Below are 17,645 nucleotides of genomic sequence, written 5' to 3'. Positions count from 1 at the left end.
GGCCGGGTCCCGATGGACCCGGCCCTCGCGGTGGTGCAGGTGGTCAGCGCGTCAGCGCTCGACCTCGCCCTTGATGAAGGACTCGACGGCGGCGTGCGCGTCGTGGTCGGAGTACTGCACCGGCGGGGACTTCATGAAGTACGACGAGGCCGACAGGATCGGGCCGCCGATCTTCCGGTCCAGGGCGATCTTCGCGGCCCGGACGGCGTCGATGATGACGCCGGCCGAGTTCGGCGAGTCCCACACCTCGAGCTTGAGCTCGGCGTTGAGCGGGGTGTCACCGAAGGAGCGGCCCTCCAGGCGGATGTACGCCCACTTGCGGTCGTCGAGCCACGGCACGTGGTCCGACGGGCCGATGTGCACGTCGCTCTTCTGCATCTCGTGCGGGATCTGCGAGGTGACCGACTGGGTCTTCGAGATCTTCTTCGAGACCAGCCGCTTGCGCTCCAGCATGTTCATGAAGTCCATGTTGCCGCCGAAGTTGAGCTGGTACGTGCGCAGCAGCTCGACGCCGCGGTCCTCGAAGAGCTTCGCCAGGGCGCGGTGCACGATGGTGGCGCCGACCTGGCTCTTGATGTCGTCGCCGACGATCGGCAGGCCCGCGTCGGTGAACTTCTGCGCCCACGCCGGGTCGGAGGCGATGAAGACCGGCAGGGCGTTGACGAACGCGCAGCCGGCGTCGATCGCGGCCTGGGCGTAGAACTTGGCGGCCTGCTCGGAACCGACCGGCAGGTAGCAGACGACGACGTCGACCTGCGCGTCGCGCAGCGTCTGCGTCACGTCGACCGGAGTGGCGTCCGACTCCTCGACGATCTCGCGGTAGTACTGCCCCAGACCGTCGAAGGTCGGGCCGCGCTGCACGCTGACGCCGGTCGGCGGCACGTCGCAGAGCTTGATGGTGTTGTTCTCGCTGGCGACGATCGCCTCCGCGAGGTCCATGCCGACCTTCTTGGCGTCCACGTCGAACGCCGCTACGAACTCCACGTCCGAGACGTGGTAGTCGCCGAAGGTGACGTGCATGAGACCCGGGACGCGGTCGTTCGGGTCGGCGTTGCGGTAGTACTCCACGCCCTGCACGAGGGACGAGGCGCAGTTTCCCACACCGACGATGGCGACGCGGACGGAGCCCATAGCGTCTGCCTCCTTCTTCTTCATCACGGCCGCTCTTTCCTGGACTCTCCAGGCGGAGGCGGGCTGTCGTTATCTCGTCGGCCGCCAACCATCCCGGCTCGCGGGATCGTCGGGGCACGGCCGGAGCGCTCGTTGGCGATGAGCTCCTCCAGCCAGCGGACCTCGCGCTCACAGGCGTCGAGACCGTGGCGTTGCAGTTCCAGGGTGTACGCGTCGAGGCGCTCGGCCGCCCGGCCCAGCACGTCGCGAAGACCCTCGCGACGCTCCTCGATCTTTCGGCGGCGACCCTCCAGGATGCGGAGTCGGGTCGCCTGGTCAGTGCGGGCGAAGAACGCGAAGTGCACACCGAAGCCCGTGTCGTCGTACGTCTCGGGACCGGCCTGCCCGATGAGCTGGGCGAAGCGTTCCTTGCCCTCCGCAGTGATTTTGTAGACCACCCGACCTCGTCGGCTGGTCAGCGCGGGAACCTCCTCGGCGGTCGCGGGTGCCTCGGCGGCTTCGGTGATCCATCCCGCCGCCTGCAACCTGCGCAGGGTCGGGTAGAGCGAGCCGTAGCTGATCGCCGCCCGGATCGCGCCCAACTTGGCCGCGAGCTCCTTGCGGAGCTCGTAGCCGTGCATCGGGGACTCCTGGAGGAGGCCGAGGATGGCGAGCTCGAGCACGGGCCACCCCTTCTTACCCCTGACGCGTGGGCGTAACCACCGCGATGTATCGGACCGATACATCGCACGTTAGCGGCTCACCCAGGATCAGGGCAAACCCTTCGAAGCGAGTTTCCGGGGTAACGCAATGTGACGGTGGTCGCCTCGTCGGGCCCGACCGCGTACCCTTCTCCGCATGCGTACGCAGCGCCAGGTGGTCGACTACTCGCTCCGGAAGCGGGCGGTGCTGCGCGAACTCCTCGCCGGCCGGGTCGGTACGTACGATGTCTGCGACGCCTCCCCGTACCTGAAGAACGCCGCCCGGTTCCACGGGGAACCGACCGAGGACCGATGCCCGATCTGTCGCAGCGAGAACCTCACCCACGTCCACTACATTTACGGGGACGAGCTCAAGCAGTCCGCCGGGCAGGCGCGTACTCTGACCGAGTTGCCCGTCCTGGCGATGACGCTGCGTGAGTTCCAGGTCTTCGTGGTGGAGGTGTGCCTCGGCTGCGACTGGAACCACCTCGTCGAGCAGTACCTGCTCGGCCGGGACGGGCTGGCCGGTGACACGGAGGCCGGGGCGGAGCAGGGCGCGGTGGGCGGCACGGCCGCCTCTGCCGCGGGTGTCGGCCCGGCCGTTCGGCGGAGGCGAGAGGCGCAACGGTGAACCCAGCTGGTTCGGTTGACCCGGTGTGGAGAAGACGGGACGACCGACAGCCCTTTGGCCTGATTGGCCCGATTGATCCTGAAGTAACGCCCCCGACCCGACACGCTCGGGCGGGGACGTCGCGTGTTTCAGCTCACGGCAACCCGGTGGCGGCGCGAACGCGTCCCACCGCGACCGGCAGGGTGTGAGGAATGAACTCGTACGGCGATCCCAGCTCCTCGCGCGGGCGGGCCCAGATCCCGGGCGCCAACGGCGACCCAGGCACGGCCGACGCGCACGCCCGCGGCGACGACGCCCGCGGCAACGGCTGGTCACCAGAGGGTACGGCACAGGGCGGCCGTGCCTCGGTCGCGCCCCGGGGCGCCGGAGGACGCGCCTCGGTGGGCGGCTCGGCATCCGTGCCGCCGCCGCGCGGCGGCGTCGCCGGCTCCGCCTCGGTGGGGTCCGCCTCGGTCGGGCGCGTGGGTGCGGGCCGGGCCTCGGTGCCGGTCCCCGGCGCCCCGGCGGCCGGCCGGGCCGGCGCGGGTCGCGCCTCGGTGCCCGTTTCCCCGGCGCCCGGCGGCGCCCCGGCCGGGCGGGCCTCGGTCGGGGTCGGCTCCGCCGGGCGGGCGAGCGTCGGGTCCGCGGCGGTGGGCGGGCTCGCCGGCCGGGCGACCGTCGGCCGGGCCGGGGTGGCCCCGGTCTCCGGCGGCGGTGCGGGCGGGCCGGGGGGCCCCGGCGGGCCCTCGGGGCCTGGGCGGGGCGCTCGCGGCGCGGGCGACCCGAACAAGATCGCGCGGGCGAAGAAGCGTCGCCGGATCAACATGCTGATCGCCAGCTTCGCGATCTTCATCATGCTGGCCGGTATCGGGGTCGTCGGCTTCACCTACTACTCGACCACGGTCGTGCTGCCCGAGCAGTTGCCGCTGCCGCTGTCCACCACGGTGTACGCCAATGACAACAAGACGGTCCTGGCCAAGCTCGGCGACCAGAACCGGCAGCTCGTCAAGATCGACGAAATCCCGAAGCACGTGCAGGACGCGGTGGCCGCGGCGGAGGACCAGAGCTTCTACGAGCACTCCGGCGTGGACTACAAGGGCATCGCCCGGGCCGCCTGGAACAACCTCTCCAACGGCGACAAGCAGGGCGCCTCGACCATCACCCAGCAGTACGCCCGCAACGCCTACGCGAGCCTGAAGGACGACACGTACGCCCGGAAGGTCAAGGAGGCGATCCTCGCCTCCAAGCTCAGCGAGGATTACACCAAGGCCGAGATCATGGAGCACTACCTGAACGTGATCTACTTCGGGCGCGGCGCGTACGGCATCGAGGCGGCGGCGCAGACCTACTTCGGGGTGCCGACCAAGAAGCTCACCGTGGCGCAGGCCGCGGTGCTCGCCGCGTTGATCAAGCAGCCGGTCGCCAGTGAGACCCACAAGGGTTACGACCCGGCGGACAACCCGGAAGACGCGCGGTCGCGGTGGACCTACGTGCTCGACGGCATGGCCGCCAAGGGCTGGATCAACGCCCCGAACAAGCCACAACGACCGACCGACGCGCAGTACCCGAAGACGCTCAGCCCGAAGGCCGCAGGCTCGGCCGCATTCGGCGTGGGCACCTCCCGCGGCAACGTGATCAACTACGTCCGCGATGAGATGGAGCAGTGGGAGCTCTGCACCAACTCCGGGGCGGCCGGCAAGATCGGCTGCGTCGACGCGCTGCGTGAGGGCGGCTACCGGATCCAGACCACCATCGACCCGAAGCTCCAGACCGCCGCGGAGAACACCGCCATGCGGAGCAAGAAGAACTCGGAGCTGGCCGATCAGCCGAAGAACCTGATGGCGGCGGTCGTCTCGATCGAGCCGAAGACCGGCCGGGTGCTCGCCTACTACGGCGGTGACAGCGGCGTGGGCTTCGACTATGCCGGCAAGAACATCGACGAAAAGACCGGCGCCCTCACCGGCGGACATCCGCCTGGCTCGTCGTTCAAGGTCTACACGCTGGCCGCCGCGATCGACGCAGGCATCTCCGTGAAGTCGCACTGGGACGCCACCCCGTTCAAGCCCAGCGGCTACGACCAGCCGGTGCAGAACGCCAACCGGGACGTGAGCCAGACCTGCGGCAAGTGGTGCACCCTGGAGTACTCGACGGTCCAGTCGTACAACGTGCCGTTCTTCCACGTCACGGAGAAGATCAAGCCGTCGTCGGTGGTGGACATGGCCAAGAAGGCCGGCGTGAGCACGCTGTGGACGGTTGACCCGCCGCAGGCGTATGACCTGGCCAAGAACGACTCGAAGGATCTCGCACCGAAGAAGTTCGACAACGTGATCGGCTACGGCCAGTACCCGATCACGGTGCTGGACCACGCCAACGGCCTGGCCACGCTCGCGAACAACGGCAGATACAACAAGGCCCACTTCGTGATGAAGGTCGAGAAGCAGGACGTGGACACCGGCGAGTGGAAGGTGCTCAAGGGGGAGAAGCTGAAGTCCCAGCCGCGAATCCGCGCGGACGTGGCCAAGGAGGTCACCAGCGTTCTCAAGCAGATCCCCGCTCACAACAGCCGGTCGCTGGAGAACGGCCGGGAGGCGGCGGGCAAGACCGGCACCTGGGAATACGACAGCAAGGACAACGCCCACGCCTGGATGGTCGGCTACACCCCACAGATCGCCACCGCCGTCTGGGTGGGCAGCAAGGACTCGCGGAGGCCGCAGATCAAGGACAAGGACGGCAAGGACATCGGCGGCTCCACGCTTCCCGGCGCCATCTGGCAGCGGTACATGAACGCCGCGCTCGACGGCGAGGGTAAGGAGAGTCTGCCCTCGGTCACCGGGATGGGCGACCAGGACGCCGGCAACGGCACCGAGCCGGCTCCAAAGCCCACGCCGGAGCAGCCGGAGCAGCCGGGGCAGCCGAACTGCGACCCATTGAACATCTTCTGCCAGCAGACTCCCGGTAACCCTGGAGGCCCGGGTAACCCCGGAACTCCGGGCAACCCGCCCGACACCCGGCCCACCGTCGGGCCCCGCGCCCGCGAGTGAGCGGACCGGGCTGAGCATCGACGCCGCACGGCGGCCGGACACCACGTCCGGCCGCCGTGCGTTGCCTCCGCCGTCGGGCCGCACGATGCCGGTCCCTGACCAAGAGGGTGTCCGGCCGTTGCTTGCGCATCTATGCCTGGATGGTGATCGGCCTATGCCTGATCGATGATCGGTTGATGGTGAGCTGACCTACCTTTGGTCGTCCACCTCACAAGGAGTAACACATGATCACCTCCCCTCTCCGCCGGGCGCGGAACGTTCTCGCCGCCGTAGCGGTCGTGGCCACTGCTCTCGCTGCCACTCCGGGTGGCGCAACGGCGGGAACGAATGCGGATCCGGATGTCTGCCGCAACGGCGGTAGCTCTTCGTACTACTCCTGCAATGGCAAGGACCCGAACGCGATGGGCTGCAGCGGCGTCACCACGGATTCCGTGACGGCCAAGAACAGCATCTTCATCGAGCTGCGGTACTCGTCGACCTGCCAGGCGTACTGGACCCGGTACACGAACTATCCGGGAGGGGCGTCGACCGCGTGGATCCGCGGCAACAGCGTCAACTACAAGAAGGACCTGGCGGGTTACGCGGGCGAGACGGGCTGGACGCCGATGGCCGCAGCCAACCAGAACCCGCGAGCCTGCCTGCAGTTCTACTACGCACCGTTCGGTGAGTGGATGGAGGCCTGCACCGACTGACGTCCGGTCGATCTCGATGCCACGAGGACCGTCCACCCTGCACGGGTGGGCGGTCCTCGCGACGCGGGACTCAGGCCAGGGCCTTGGCCAGGATGGCGAGGGCCCTGGTCGTCTCGGTCAGGGCCTGGCGGAGCGCCTCCGCGGCCTGCCTGTCAATCTGCAGGGGCCGGGGACGGTCCGTTATGGAGCCCTCCCCGTCCAGGATCTGCCGCTCCAGCCGGGTGACGGCGGGGCCCGGTCGAATGCCCAACTCGTCGCTGAGTCGCTTCTTCAGATCGCGTAGCACGGTGAGTGACTCGACGGTGCGAGCGGCCTCGTACAAGGCTTCGGCGAACCGGCAGTGCAGACCCTCGTGGTAGGGGTACACGCCGACCCAGGCGTGCAGGTCGGATATCATTCCGACCTTTCTCCCCCGGGCGAAGTCGATGTCCACCACGTCTTCCACCGCGCGCAACCGGGCCTCGTCCCACCGCCTGGCGTCGGCCTCGAGGGCGAGCGACTCGACGCCCTGGATCGCGCTGCCCCGCCAGAGATCGAGACCGTGTCGCAGCAGCGCGGATGCGTGCTCCAGGTCCTGCCTTCTCCGAGCGGCCTCGGCCTCGGCGCACAGGCCACGGAAGCGGAGACCGTCCACTTTGTCCTCCGGGACTTCCAGCGTGTAGCTGCTGCCGAGCCGGACGATGCGCTGCGCCGAACTGCCGCGAAGCAGGAACGAACGCATTTTTCCCAGCCGGTTCTGGATCTGCTGACGAGCGGTCGCCGGGGGATTTTCGTCCCATACGACGTCGATCAGTCTTTCGACGGAGACTGCGCAATTGGCGTCCACGAGGAGCGCGGCGAACATTGCCCGACTTCGGTCTCCCGAGATGTGCACGGATGACCGGCCCGATCTGATTATCAGCGGGCCGAGAAACTGAAATTCCAAGACTTTCCCCCGTTGTTGCATACCTTAGCCCTGATTCAGGCATGGTCTCGATTAGCATAGCTTTCACTCGATGTCAGTCAAGGTTCAGCCAGTGATGCGCACCAAAACTCCCCCTGAACGAGAGCGATGGTGCTTCTGCCGGATTGAGGCAGTTGACCTGGTAAGCCCCTGGGTGCTAGTCCGAACGGCCGATGTACGGCAGGATTACTGCCCATGAGCACCCAGCCGACGGTCGGCATCGACGACGCCGGGAGTACCGACCACCCGTCCCGCTCGGATGGATTCGTCCGAGGCGCGTCGGAGGTGATCGGTGGACCACTCGGCGACCACGCGGTGGCCCTCGATCGCGCCGCCGGCCGGGAGCGACGGTTCTGGACGGCAACCCGGATCGTCCTGGCCCTCGCCTGCCTGACGCTGGCTCTGCACTGGGTGCAGAAGTCGCCCTGTCAGGACGGCGCCTGGCAGAACAACGTGCAGTACACCCGACTCTGTTACACCGATGTGCTCGCCCTCTACTACGCCGAGGGGCTCAACGAGGGCAAGGTGCCCTACCGGGACCACCCGGTGGAGTATCCGGTGCTCACCGGCTACATGATGGGCGCGCTGGGCCTGCCCGTGCACGCCCTCGGCGTCGACAACCCGCAGCTCAACCAGGGGCGGTGGTTCTACAACGTCAACGCGCTGACCCTCGGTGCACTCGCGGTCGCCACCGTGGCGGTGATCCTTGCCCTGCGTCGCCGACGACCCTGGGACGCTGCCCTGTTCGCGCTGGCTCCCGCGCTCTTTCTGACCGCCACGGTCAACTGGGACTTCCTCGCCATCGGGCTGGCCGCCTTCGGACTGGCGGCCTGGGCGAAACGACGCCCGGCGCTGGCCGGGGTGTTGCTCGGACTGGCCGGTGCCGCGAAGATGTGGCCGCTCTTCCTCCTCGGGCCGATCCTGGTGCTCGCCCTGCGCGCGGGTCGGCTCCGTGCCGCGCTGACCGCACTCGCCACCGCCGTGGTGGCTCTGGTGGCGGTGAACCTGCCGGCGGCCATTCCATACCGAGACAACTGGGACCGCTTCTTCGAGCTGAACACCACCCGCCCGATCGACTGGGGCACCCTCTGGTACATCGGGCGGTTCCTGGACGGCAAGGTGAACACCGGTGCGCCCGGCGAGCAGGGGCCGTTCGAGTGGTTGAACGCCAACATCCCCACCCTCAACTACCTCTCGTACGCCCTCTTCGGCCTGGCCTGCCTCGGCGTGGCCGCGCTTGTGTGGGTGGCGCCCCGCCGGCCCCGCCTGGCGCAACTCTCCTTCCTGGTGGTCGCCGCATTTCTGATCTTCAGCAAGGTGTGGTCGCAGCAGTTCGTGCTCTGGCTGCTGCCGCTGGCCGTGCTCGCCCGTCCCCGCTGGGGGGCCTTCCTCGCCTGGCAGTTCGCCGAGGCATGCTACTTCGTCGCCTTCTACGGCGAGTTGCTCGGCGCGGGCACCGGCCGGCCGGTCTTTCCCGAGGGGGTCTTCGTGCTCGCCTCGTCGCTGCGGCTCGGCACGGTGGTGCTGTTGTGCGTCCTGGTGGTCAAGGACATCCTGCGGCCGGAGCGGGACGTGGTGCGGCAGACGTACGACGACGACCCGGACGGTGGCGTGCTGGACGGTGCCCCGGACGCGCCGTGGTACCTCCGCGGGCGTCGGCGATCGACGGACGCCGTCGCCGGATCAGTACCGGGCACCGCCTGAGCCCGCCCGTTCCGAAAGGCATGACACCTACGTATTCGCCGGGGAGGCGAGCCCGCAGGCCGCGCCGTCTTCTCCCGAACCGGGTCCCAGGGGACCCGGCGATCCGGACGTTGCAGGATCGCGGTTCCCCGAGGGCACATCTCCGCTACGTGAGGCGGTAGACCACCGCGCCCTCGATCTCCTCACGGGTGATGCCGAGGGCATCGACCGGAACATCGATCGTCGTCTCCCACGGCGTGCCCACGATCCGGTCGCGCAGCACCACCACGTTGCGGACGCCCAGGTCGCGCAGGTAGGTCACGCTCGCCTGGTCCGGGAAGCTCTCCGCGACCTGCCGGATCTCGGCCTGCCGGACGGGGGTGAAGCCGCTGCCACCGTTGACCATGTCCTGGAACCTGCTGGTCGACCACAGCATCACCGGCTGGTCGAGGTTCTGGCTGCTCGGCAGCACCAGCATCGGGCCGTCCACCGACCGCATCGCGGCGGGCTGGGCCGGCACCACCGGATGCGGCGTGCTGTTCAGCCCTTCGGCGACCACCAGCAGCAGCGGCAGCACCGTGGCCAGCCGCAGCCACGGACCCGGCCACGGCGGGACCCGCTCGGCGGCCCACTCCCGAACCCGGACGGCGAAGGCGCTGACCGCCCCCGCGGCGAGCAGCCCGAGCAGCAGCGTCGTCCACAGCATCATCCGCCCGGGCGTGCGCAGGCCGTTCCAGCCGGGCAGGTACTCGAACAGCAGCCCGTAGGTGAAGGTGCCGCCGAAGAACCGGGTGCCCATCGCCAGCACCATCGTCACCACCACCCCGGCGAGCAGCAGCAGCCGGTGCCGCAGCCGCCACACCGAGAAGAACAGCCCGCCCGCGGCGAGCGCGTACAGCACGAAGCCCGGCAGCAGGGTCATCTCCGGGTGCCAGGGCAGGACCGACCGCGCGCCCTCGTGCAGGCCGCCCCACACCCGGGACTCCCCCGGGGCGGTGAAGAAGCCCGAGAACGGCGGCGAGTAGACGCTGATGTCGGCGAGCGTCCGCGCCGCGTTCGAATGCAGCTCGGCGACCTTGAAGAAGGGAATGGCCAGCAGCCCGCCCACCCCGGCGAAGAGCAACGCGCCGACCACGTCGGCGACGAGCAGCCGGGCCCCGAACGGCCGGGGGTTCGACCGCCGTCGGATGAACCACGTCACGGCGGCGACGAGCGTCGCTCCCGCCAGCACGTACGCGAACGGCAGCCCGATGCCGAAGCCCAGGCTGAGCTGCCAGGCGGCCACCAACCAGCCGGCGTACGCCCACCCGGCGTGCCGCCGCTCGGGGCGGTAGCCGTGGCGCAGCGACCAGCCGTGCCCCCGGGCCAGCATGGCCAGCGCCAGCGGGATGCCGCCGTTGGACACGATGTGCAGGTGACCCGCCTGGGCGAGCAGCCAGGGGGCGTACGTGTAGCTCACCCCGGCCACCGCCCCGCCGGCCCGACCCGCGCCGAGCTGCCGGGCCAGCGCATACGCCCCGAGCGTGGCCAGCGCGTGGGCCAGCACGAACATGATGTTGTACCGCAGCAGGGCGGCCTCGGGGCCGCTGCCGATCATGCCGGCCGGCGCGTAGCCGAGCAGGGTGTCGGAGAACGCGAAGCTCCACGGGTCCGGGAAGAACGTGTTGGACTGCCACAGCTGTGCCGGGTCGGTCAGCAGGACGTGGCCCGACCAGGCCATCTGCCAGGCCTGGAGGCTCGGGTCCCAGTAGTCCTGAGGGAGCGTGTAGAGGGGGTAGCGCAGCGTCGGCCAGGTGAGCGCGACGGCCAGGGCCAGCGAGGCGAGCACGGCCAGGGTCCACTCGTGGACCAGGAACCGGCCGACCGCCCGCAGGACGCGCCCCACCCGCCCGGGCACCCGCTCCGGAGCGGGTGCGAACGCCTCCCACCGGTCCGGCTTCGCACCGTCGCCGTCCTTCGCGGTGCCGCCGTCCTTGTCCGCCTTCTTACTGTCTGAGGCCTTCGCCGTTCCGGCGTCCTTGTCCGCCGACTCCTTCTTGTCGGCGTCCTTCTCCGTGTCGCCGCCCTTGGCGGCGTCCGTGTCCGCGGACTTGGTGACGGCGTCGTCCTGAGCGATGCCGTCCTTCGCGATGCCGGCGTTGCCGTCGTCGTCCCCCGTTGCGGGCTCGGCGTGCTGTCCCGCGTCGGCGGTCTTCCGGCCGGCGTCGGCCCGGTCGCTGCCGGTCGTCTGCTCGTCGTCGGCCGCCCCGTCGTCCCCGATGCCCTTCGTGGCGGTGTCCGGGCTCTTCACGGCGGCACCGTCCACCAGCGGACTTCCGCCGGTCGTGTCCTCGTCGGTGGCGCCGGCCCGCTCGGTCGTCATGCCGCCGGGCTTCCCGCGCCGAGCCGGTCGCGCAGGAAAGCGATGTCGGCGCCCTGCCCGTCCACCCCGCCCGGGGTCTCCACGATGACCGGTGCGTCCGCCGCCCGGATCACCGCCACCACCAACTCCGGGTCGATCCGGCCGCCGCCGAGGTTGTCGTGCCGGTCCCGGCCCGAGTCGAACGCGTCCTTGGAGTTGTTGGCGTGGACCAGGTCGATCCTGCCGGTGGTCGCCTTGACCCGGTCGACCAGGTCCAGCAACTCCTCACCCCCGGCGTGTGCGTGGCAGGTGTCCAGGCAGAAGCCCACCTCGTACTCGCCGACGGCGTCCCAGAGCCGGGCCAGCGCGTCGAGGCGACGGGCGCAGGCGTTGTCGCCGCCGGCCGTGTTCTCGATCAGCACCGGCAGGGCGAAACCGCCGTTCTCGGCCGCGTACGCGAAGGTCTTGCGCCAGTTGTCGAAGCCGACCGCCAGGTCGTCGCCCGCATTGACGTGCCCACCGTGCACGATCAGGCCCTTCGCACCGACCCCCGCGGCGGCGGTGGCGTGGCCGAGCAGCAGCTTCCGGCTCGGGATGCGGATACGGTTGTTCAGCGTCGCGACGTTGATGACGTAGGGCGCGTGGACGTAGAGGTCGACGTCGGCGGCCCGCAGCCGGTCGACGTCCTCCCGTGGTTGCGGGGCCTTCCAGCCCTGTGGGTCGGAGAGGAAGAACTGCACGGCCTCGGCGGCCCGGGCGGCCGCCTCCGACAGCGGGTCGGCGGAATCGACGTGGGCTCCGATACGCATGGAGGCGAGCCTACGTCGCGGCACCGACGCGCGGGGGTGACGGTGCGCCCGGGCGGCGGCATCCGGTACGGCGCCGCCAGGGGCGGCGCCGGTGGGCGGGCGTCACCCGGGGCGGGGGTGGTCGTTGGTCCGGTTGGGATCGACGGTCGACTCTCCCGGGCGCCGGTGATTCTCCGGGGCGCGGGCCATGGGGCGACCTGGGACCGGCCCGGCCGGAGCGGGATCCGACGCGTGAAGGAGGCCCGGCGGCCGGTGTCACTCAGCACGGTGCCATCCGGCCCGAGGCGACCTGCGGAATTCTGGGTAAAAGTTCAAATCAGCCCCACACGGGATGAATGTCATTGTACCGTCAGATAACAACACGATGAAGCTCCGCGGGGCGTCGCGATCCAACCTCATCGGTGTGGTCGTTCCTCCCCAGGTCCCACCCAAGGAATGCGGACGGGACGCCCCGCGGCCTCGTGACGGGGGTCCGGCCCGACGCCAGCGTCGGACCGGACCCCCGTCCTGTGCGGCCCTCCGTGCCGCCGGATCAGTCGCCCGGCCGGCCGTGCCCGCCGCCGGCCCGCCGGGAGTGGCCGACCTGCCCGGGCATGATCGTTCCGACCGGGTATTCTGGTCCGGTTGTCCGCGCCCGGCCGGGTTCCCCCGGTCCTGGAGCGGGCAGACGCACGACCTCCTGCCGCGGAAGGACCGTGGCCGCTTAGCCCACAGGAGGTGAGCACGTCTTGCGTCATTACGAGATCATGGTGATCCTCGATTCCAGCCTCGAGGAACGCACCGTCGCCCCGTCGCTCGACACGTACCTGAACGTGATCCGGACCGCGGGTGGCTCGGTGGAGAAGACCGACGTGTGGGGCCGTAGGCGCCTCGCGTACGAGATCAACAAGAAGGCCGAGGGCATCTACGCCGTCATCGACCTGCAGGCGACGCCTGCGGCGGTGGCCGAGCTGGACCGTCAGCTGCGGCTCAACGAGTCCGTGCTGCGCACCAAGGTCATCCGTCCGGAGATGCGCTAACAGCGTTCAATCCGGTTCACCCGGTTCACCCGGATCAGCTTCATCGACGCTGTCGTAGGGCTCTGAGAGCCTGTACGGCGAACGATGAGTGCGCGAGGAGATGGTCATGGCAGGAGACACCACCATCACGGTCATCGGCAATCTGACCGATGACCCTGAGTTGCGATTCACCCCCTCGGGGGCCGCGGTCGCCAAGTTCCGGGTCGCTTCCACGCCCCGGTTCATGGACAAGGCGTCCGGCGAATGGAAGGACGGCGAGCCGTTGTTCCTCGCGTGCACGGTCTGGCGTCAGGCCGCCGAGCACGTCGCCGAGTCGTTGCAGCGCGGCGCCCGGGTGATCGTGTCGGGCCGGCTGCGTCAGCGGTCCTACGAGACCCGCGAGGGTGAGAAGCGCACCGTCATCGAGCTTGAGGTCGACGAGATCGGCCCGTCGCTGCGCTACGCCACGGCGAAGGTGCAGAAGATGTCCCGCTCCGGTGGCGGTGGCGGCGGCTTCGGTGGCGGCGGTGGCGGCGGTGGTGGTGCCCAGGGCGGCGGCGGAGGCAACTTCGACGACCCTTGGGCCTCGGCCGCACCAGCTCCCTCGCGCGGCGGTTCGGGTGGCGGCAATTTTGATGAGGAGCCCCCGTTCTAATGGCGCCGAGCGCCCGCGATCGCAAACCAGGAGCACGGTCAATGGCTAAGGCTGCGGCCCTTCGCAAGCCAAAGAAGAAGGTGAACCCGCTAGACAAGGACGGGATCACCTATATCGATTACAAGGACACCGCGCTGCTGCGCAAGTTCATCTCCGACCGCGGCAAGATCCGCGCTCGACGGGTGACCGGCGTGACCTCGCAGCAGCAGCGGCAGATTGCCCGCGCGGTCAAGAACGCCCGCGAGATGGCGCTGCTGCCGTACACGGCCACGGCCCGCTGAGAGGAGGCACCGACATGAAGATCATCCTGACTCAGGAGGTGTCCGGCCTCGGTGCCCCGGGCGACATCGTCGAGGTGAAGAACGGCTACGGCCGTAACTACCTGCTGCCGCAGGGCTTCGCGATCGTCTGGACCAAGGGTGCGGAGAAGCAGGTCACGGTCATCAAGCGGGCCCGCTCGGCCCGGGAGATCCGCGGCCTCGACCACGCCAACGAGGTCAAGGCCCAGCTCAACGGCCTGAAGGTCAACCTGAAGGCCCGCGCCGGCGACGGTGGGCGGCTCTTCGGCTCGGTCACCCCGGCCGAGATCGTCGACGCCGTCAAGGCGGCCGGCGGCCCGACCCTCGACCGTCGGCGGCTGGAACTGCCCAGCCACATCAAGTCGCTGGGTGCGTACCCGGTCAGCATCAAGCTGCACCCCGAGGTGACCGCCAAGTTCGACCTCAACGTCGTCCAGGGCTGACACCGAAGCACCACGCGCAGGGCCCGCACCGGTACGCCGGTGCGGGCCCTGCGCGCATGGTGCGGCCCCGGTGAGCCGACCCGCTGACCGGCGACGGCGCTGATCAGCACCGTCGAGAGCCCACCCCCGACCACCGCCGCCAACCCCACGGTCGCGGACCGTCGCCGGGCCGCGGGGTGTCCGACTGCTTGCGCACCGCCGACCAGCTCGACCCGGGGGCGGGACGGCCTCCGCCCTGGCCCGAAGGGGCCCGACCGGGGCGCGGCGCGACGTAGGTGCAGCCGCCTGCCGGAGGCCGTGCGGGGCGAGGATCGGAGAAACTCGCCGGGAATTTCTTATCCACAGGGTGTGGGTGGAGTTTTCCCAGTTCAGGGCGCTGTGTGGAAGAATTCCCCAGCGGTTGTCCACAGGTTGTGCACACCCTGCGCACATGTTGTCCACCGGTGTCCACAGGTTGTCCCAAGGCTCGTCCACCGGCGTGGTTGAGTCGCTGACCTCGGGTTCCGTATGGTTGCCTCTCGACCGACGGTGCGATGACCCCCGATCGACCCGACCGGTCCGATCGGAAGTCGCCGTGCCCGGCGGCGGACCGATAGTTCGAACCGACGCAGCGGAGGGGGGACCCGTGTCGGTCGCCGACGACATGCGGACGCAGCCACGAGGCGGTGGCCAGCCACCAGCCCCCTCCCAGCGGGAGGGCCAGTTCGAGAAGACCCCGCCCCAGGACGTCGCCGCCGAGCAGTGCGTTCTCGGCGGCATGCTGCTGTCCAAGGACGCCATCGCCGACGTCGTCGAGATCCTGAAGTCCCACGACTTCTACCGGCCGGTGCACGCCACCGTCTTCGACGCCATCCTCGACATCTACGGACGGGGTGAGCCCGCCGACCCGATCACCGTCGCCGCAGCCCTGGCCGACTCCGGCGACCTGGCCCGAATCGGCGGGGCCCCGTACCTGCACACGATGATCGCGAGCGTGCCGACCGCCGCGAACGCCGCCTACTACGCCCGGATCGTCGGGGAACGGGCGGTGCTCCGCCGGCTGGTCGAGGCCGGAACGAAGATCGTGCAGCTCGGGTACGGCACCGGCAACAACGGCAGCCGGGACGTGGACGACATCGTCGACCTCGCCCAGCAGGCCGTCTACGACATCACCGAGCGCCGGGTCAACGAGGACTTCGCCGTCCTGGCCGACATGCTCCAGCCGACGCTCGACGAGATCGAGGCGGTCGGCGCCCAGGGCGGCATGATGACCGGCGTGCCGACCGGCTTCACCGACCTGGACCGGCTGCTCAACGGCCTGCACCCCGGACAGTTGATCATTGTGGCGGGCAGGCCCGGTTTGGGTAAATCCACCGCTAGCATGGACTTTGCCCGCAATGCGGCCATCCGGGCCAACCAGGCTGCGGCGATCTTCTCGCTGGAGATGAGCAAGGTCGAGATCGTCATGCGACTGCTCTCGGCCGAGGCCCGGGTCCCGCTGCACGTGCTGCGCAGCGGCCAGCTCTCCGACGACGACTGGACCAAGCTGGCCCGCTGCATGGGCGAGATCAGCGAGGCCCCGCTCTTCGTCGACGACACGCCGAGCATGAACCTGATGGAGATCCGGGCCAAGGCGCGCCGGCTCAAGCAGAAGCACGACCTGAAGATGATCGTGGTCGACTATCTCCAGCTGATGACCTCGCCGAAGCGCACCGAGAGCCGGCAGCAGGAGGTCGCGGACCTGTCGCGTGGCCTCAAGCTGCTCGCCAAGGAGGTCGAGTGCCCGGTGATCGCGGTGAGTCAGCTCAACCGTGGCCCGGAGCAGCGCACCGACAAGCGACCCCAGTTGTCCGATCTGCGTGAATCCGGCTGCCTCACCGCCGAGACCAGGCTCCTCCGCGCGGACAACAACGCAGAGGTGACGCTGGGTGAACTTCTCGCCGGTGAGGTTAAGGAAGTTCCTGTCTGGGCGCTCGACGAGAACCTTCGCTACGCCCCCCGCACCATGACCCACGTCTTTCCGAGCGGCACTCGCGAGGTGTTCCGGATGACACTGGCGTCGGGAAAGCAGATCGAGGCCACGGCCAACCACCCCTTCCTGAACTTTGCTGGCTGGGTGCCGCTGAGAGAGTTGGCCGCCGGGGCGCGTATCGCGACGCCGAGGCACATCCCGCCGCCGCTCGCCACTAGGCCCTGGCCTGAGGAAGAGGTGGTCCTGCTGGCCCATCTGCTCGGTGACGGCTCGTTCGTCCGGCGACAACCGATTCGGTACGCCAGTTGCGACGAACAGAATTTGCAGGCCGTTGCGGATGCGGCGAAGCACTTCGGCATCTCCGCTGTCCGGGACGACTACGCCGCCGCCCGGGTGACCACCCTGCGCCTGCCTGCTCCTCATCGACTGGCCAGGGGCCGCCGGAATCCGGTGGCCGAATGGTTGGACGGTCTCGGGCTGTTCGGCCTCAGGTCTCACGAGAAGTTCGTGCCGCAGACGGTCTTCGGCCTGCCCAAGGAGCAGATCACCACCTTCCTCCGCCATCTGTGGGCGACCGACGGATCCGTCTTCCTCAACAAGTCCGGCCGCGGTGGCAGGGTTTACTTCTCCTCGACCAGCCGACGTATGTTGGAGGACATCTCCCGACTTCTACTCCGGTATGGAATAACCGCCCGTCTCAAGGCCGTACCTGTCGCGCGGCACCGGCCTCAGTACACGCTCGACATTTCAGGCCGGGATGACCAGCTTCGTTTTATCCGTGAGATCGGGGTGCACGGCGAGCGGGCGGCTAACTGCGCGGCGCTGCTGGGCGCGCTGGCGGAGCGGGAGAGTAATACCAACGTTGACACCGTGCCCACGGAAGTGTGGTCGGAGGTCCGTAGGATCCTCGTCGACCAGGGCATGAGCCATCGGGAGTTCGCCAAGGCGATCGGAACCCAGTTCTGCGGCAGCACCCTGTGGAAACACGCACCCAGCAGATCCAGGCTGGCGAAGATTGCGGCGGTCCTCGACTCAGTGGACCTTGAGCTGCACGCCACCAACGACATCTTCTGGGACGAGATCGTCTCAATTGAGTCGATCGGTGAGCTTGACGTGTACGACGCGACCGTCCTCGGCACGCACAACTTCGTCGCCAACGGCATTGCCACCCACAACTCCATCGAGCAGGATGCGGACGTGGTAATCCTTCTACATCGAGATGACTACTACGACAAGGAGTCGCCACGCGCGGGCGAGGCGGACTTTATTGTTGCCAAACACAGAAATGGTCCGACCGACTCCATCACCGTGGCCGCGCAACTTCACCTCTCCCGCTTCGTGGACATGGCGATCGTCTGACCGACCCCAG

14 protein-coding genes are annotated in these 17,645 nt (G+C 69.0%); 9 read left to right on the top strand and 5 right to left on the bottom strand.

The annotated features are described in order from the left end of the window. Nucleotides 1-51: 51 nt before the first annotated feature. Both ABT023_RS00740 and ABT023_RS00735 read right to left on the bottom strand, forming a co-directional pair. A complete protein-coding gene (locus ABT023_RS00740; protein WP_350880214.1) occupies nucleotides 52-1,131 on the bottom strand; it encodes an inositol-3-phosphate synthase in 1,080 nt (359 codons plus the stop codon). Nucleotides 1,132-1,154: 23 nt separating this feature from the next. Further along, a complete protein-coding gene (locus tag ABT023_RS00735; protein ID WP_350880212.1) occupies nucleotides 1,155-1,793 on the bottom strand; it encodes a PadR family transcriptional regulator in 639 nt (212 codons plus the stop codon). A gap of 175 nt (nucleotides 1,794-1,968) precedes the next feature. Between ABT023_RS00735 and ABT023_RS00730 the strand changes: the two genes are divergently transcribed. From ABT023_RS00730 to ABT023_RS00720, 3 genes are all read left to right on the top strand, one after another. Next, entirely contained in the window at nucleotides 1,969-2,442 is a 474-nt protein-coding gene (locus ABT023_RS00730; RefSeq protein WP_350880210.1) for a DUF5318 domain-containing protein, read from the top strand. Nucleotides 2,443-2,633: 191 nt separating this feature from the next. Continuing rightward, nucleotides 2,634-5,462 (top strand): transglycosylase domain-containing protein, encoded by a 2,829-nt coding sequence (locus ABT023_RS00725; protein WP_350880208.1) that lies wholly within the window; start codon nucleotides 2,634-2,636, stop codon nucleotides 5,460-5,462. A 224-nt stretch (nucleotides 5,463-5,686) separates the two neighbouring features. Next, complete coding sequence (locus tag ABT023_RS00720; RefSeq protein ID WP_350880206.1) at nucleotides 5,687-6,154, top strand: DUF2690 domain-containing protein; 468 nt, start codon at nucleotides 5,687-5,689, stop codon at nucleotides 6,152-6,154. A gap of 70 nt (nucleotides 6,155-6,224) precedes the next feature. On the opposite strand, the gene ABT023_RS00715 is transcribed toward ABT023_RS00720, so the two are convergent. Then, nucleotides 6,225-6,998: an AfsR/SARP family transcriptional regulator gene (locus ABT023_RS00715; protein WP_350880204.1), complete on the bottom strand. Its 774-nt coding sequence runs from the start codon at nucleotides 6,996-6,998 to the stop codon at nucleotides 6,225-6,227. Nucleotides 6,999-7,292: 294 nt separating this feature from the next. On the opposite strand from ABT023_RS00715, the gene ABT023_RS00710 reads away from it, so the two are divergent. Then, on the top strand, nucleotides 7,293-8,801 hold the full coding sequence (locus ABT023_RS00710) for a glycosyltransferase family 87 protein (RefSeq protein WP_350880202.1): 1,509 nt from the start codon (nucleotides 7,293-7,295) through the stop codon (nucleotides 8,799-8,801). A gap of 145 nt (nucleotides 8,802-8,946) precedes the next feature. Here ABT023_RS00710 and ABT023_RS00705 read toward each other — a convergent pair whose 3' ends face one another. Next, on the bottom strand, nucleotides 8,947-11,142 hold the full coding sequence (locus tag ABT023_RS00705; RefSeq protein ID WP_350880200.1) for a hypothetical protein: 2,196 nt from the start codon (nucleotides 11,140-11,142) through the stop codon (nucleotides 8,947-8,949). Beyond that, nucleotides 11,139-11,930: a deoxyribonuclease IV gene (locus tag ABT023_RS00700; protein ID WP_350880198.1), complete on the bottom strand. Its 792-nt coding sequence runs from the start codon at nucleotides 11,928-11,930 to the stop codon at nucleotides 11,139-11,141. Before ABT023_RS00700 ends, ABT023_RS00705 begins: the two co-directional genes overlap by 4 nt. A 728-nt stretch (nucleotides 11,931-12,658) precedes the next feature. Here ABT023_RS00700 and rpsF point away from each other — a divergent pair. From rpsF to ABT023_RS00675, 5 genes are all read left to right on the top strand, one after another. Beyond that, nucleotides 12,659-12,949, top strand: coding sequence for a 30S ribosomal protein S6 (rpsF, locus tag ABT023_RS00695; RefSeq protein WP_120683045.1), 291 nt, complete (start codon nucleotides 12,659-12,661; stop codon nucleotides 12,947-12,949). Nucleotides 12,950-13,037: 88 nt separating this feature from the next. Next, a complete protein-coding gene (locus tag ABT023_RS00690) occupies nucleotides 13,038-13,583 on the top strand; it encodes a single-stranded DNA-binding protein (protein WP_350880196.1) in 546 nt (181 codons plus the stop codon). Between the two features lie 41 nt (nucleotides 13,584-13,624). Continuing rightward, a complete protein-coding gene (gene rpsR, locus ABT023_RS00685) occupies nucleotides 13,625-13,864 on the top strand; it encodes a 30S ribosomal protein S18 (protein WP_007073789.1) in 240 nt (79 codons plus the stop codon). 14 nt (nucleotides 13,865-13,878) lie between these two features. After that, complete coding sequence (rplI, locus tag ABT023_RS00680; protein WP_350880194.1) at nucleotides 13,879-14,325, top strand: 50S ribosomal protein L9; 447 nt, start codon at nucleotides 13,879-13,881, stop codon at nucleotides 14,323-14,325. A gap of 643 nt (nucleotides 14,326-14,968) precedes the next feature. Next, a complete protein-coding gene (locus tag ABT023_RS00675; RefSeq protein WP_350880608.1) occupies nucleotides 14,969-17,635 on the top strand; it encodes a replicative DNA helicase in 2,667 nt (888 codons plus the stop codon). Nucleotides 17,636-17,645: the final 10 nt, after the last annotated feature.

The organism is Micromonospora sp. NPDC002296 (genome assembly GCF_040296145.1).
Lineage (GTDB): Bacteria > Actinomycetota > Actinomycetes > Mycobacteriales > Micromonosporaceae > Micromonospora.
This window is presented reverse-complemented; position numbering and strand designations above follow the sequence as displayed.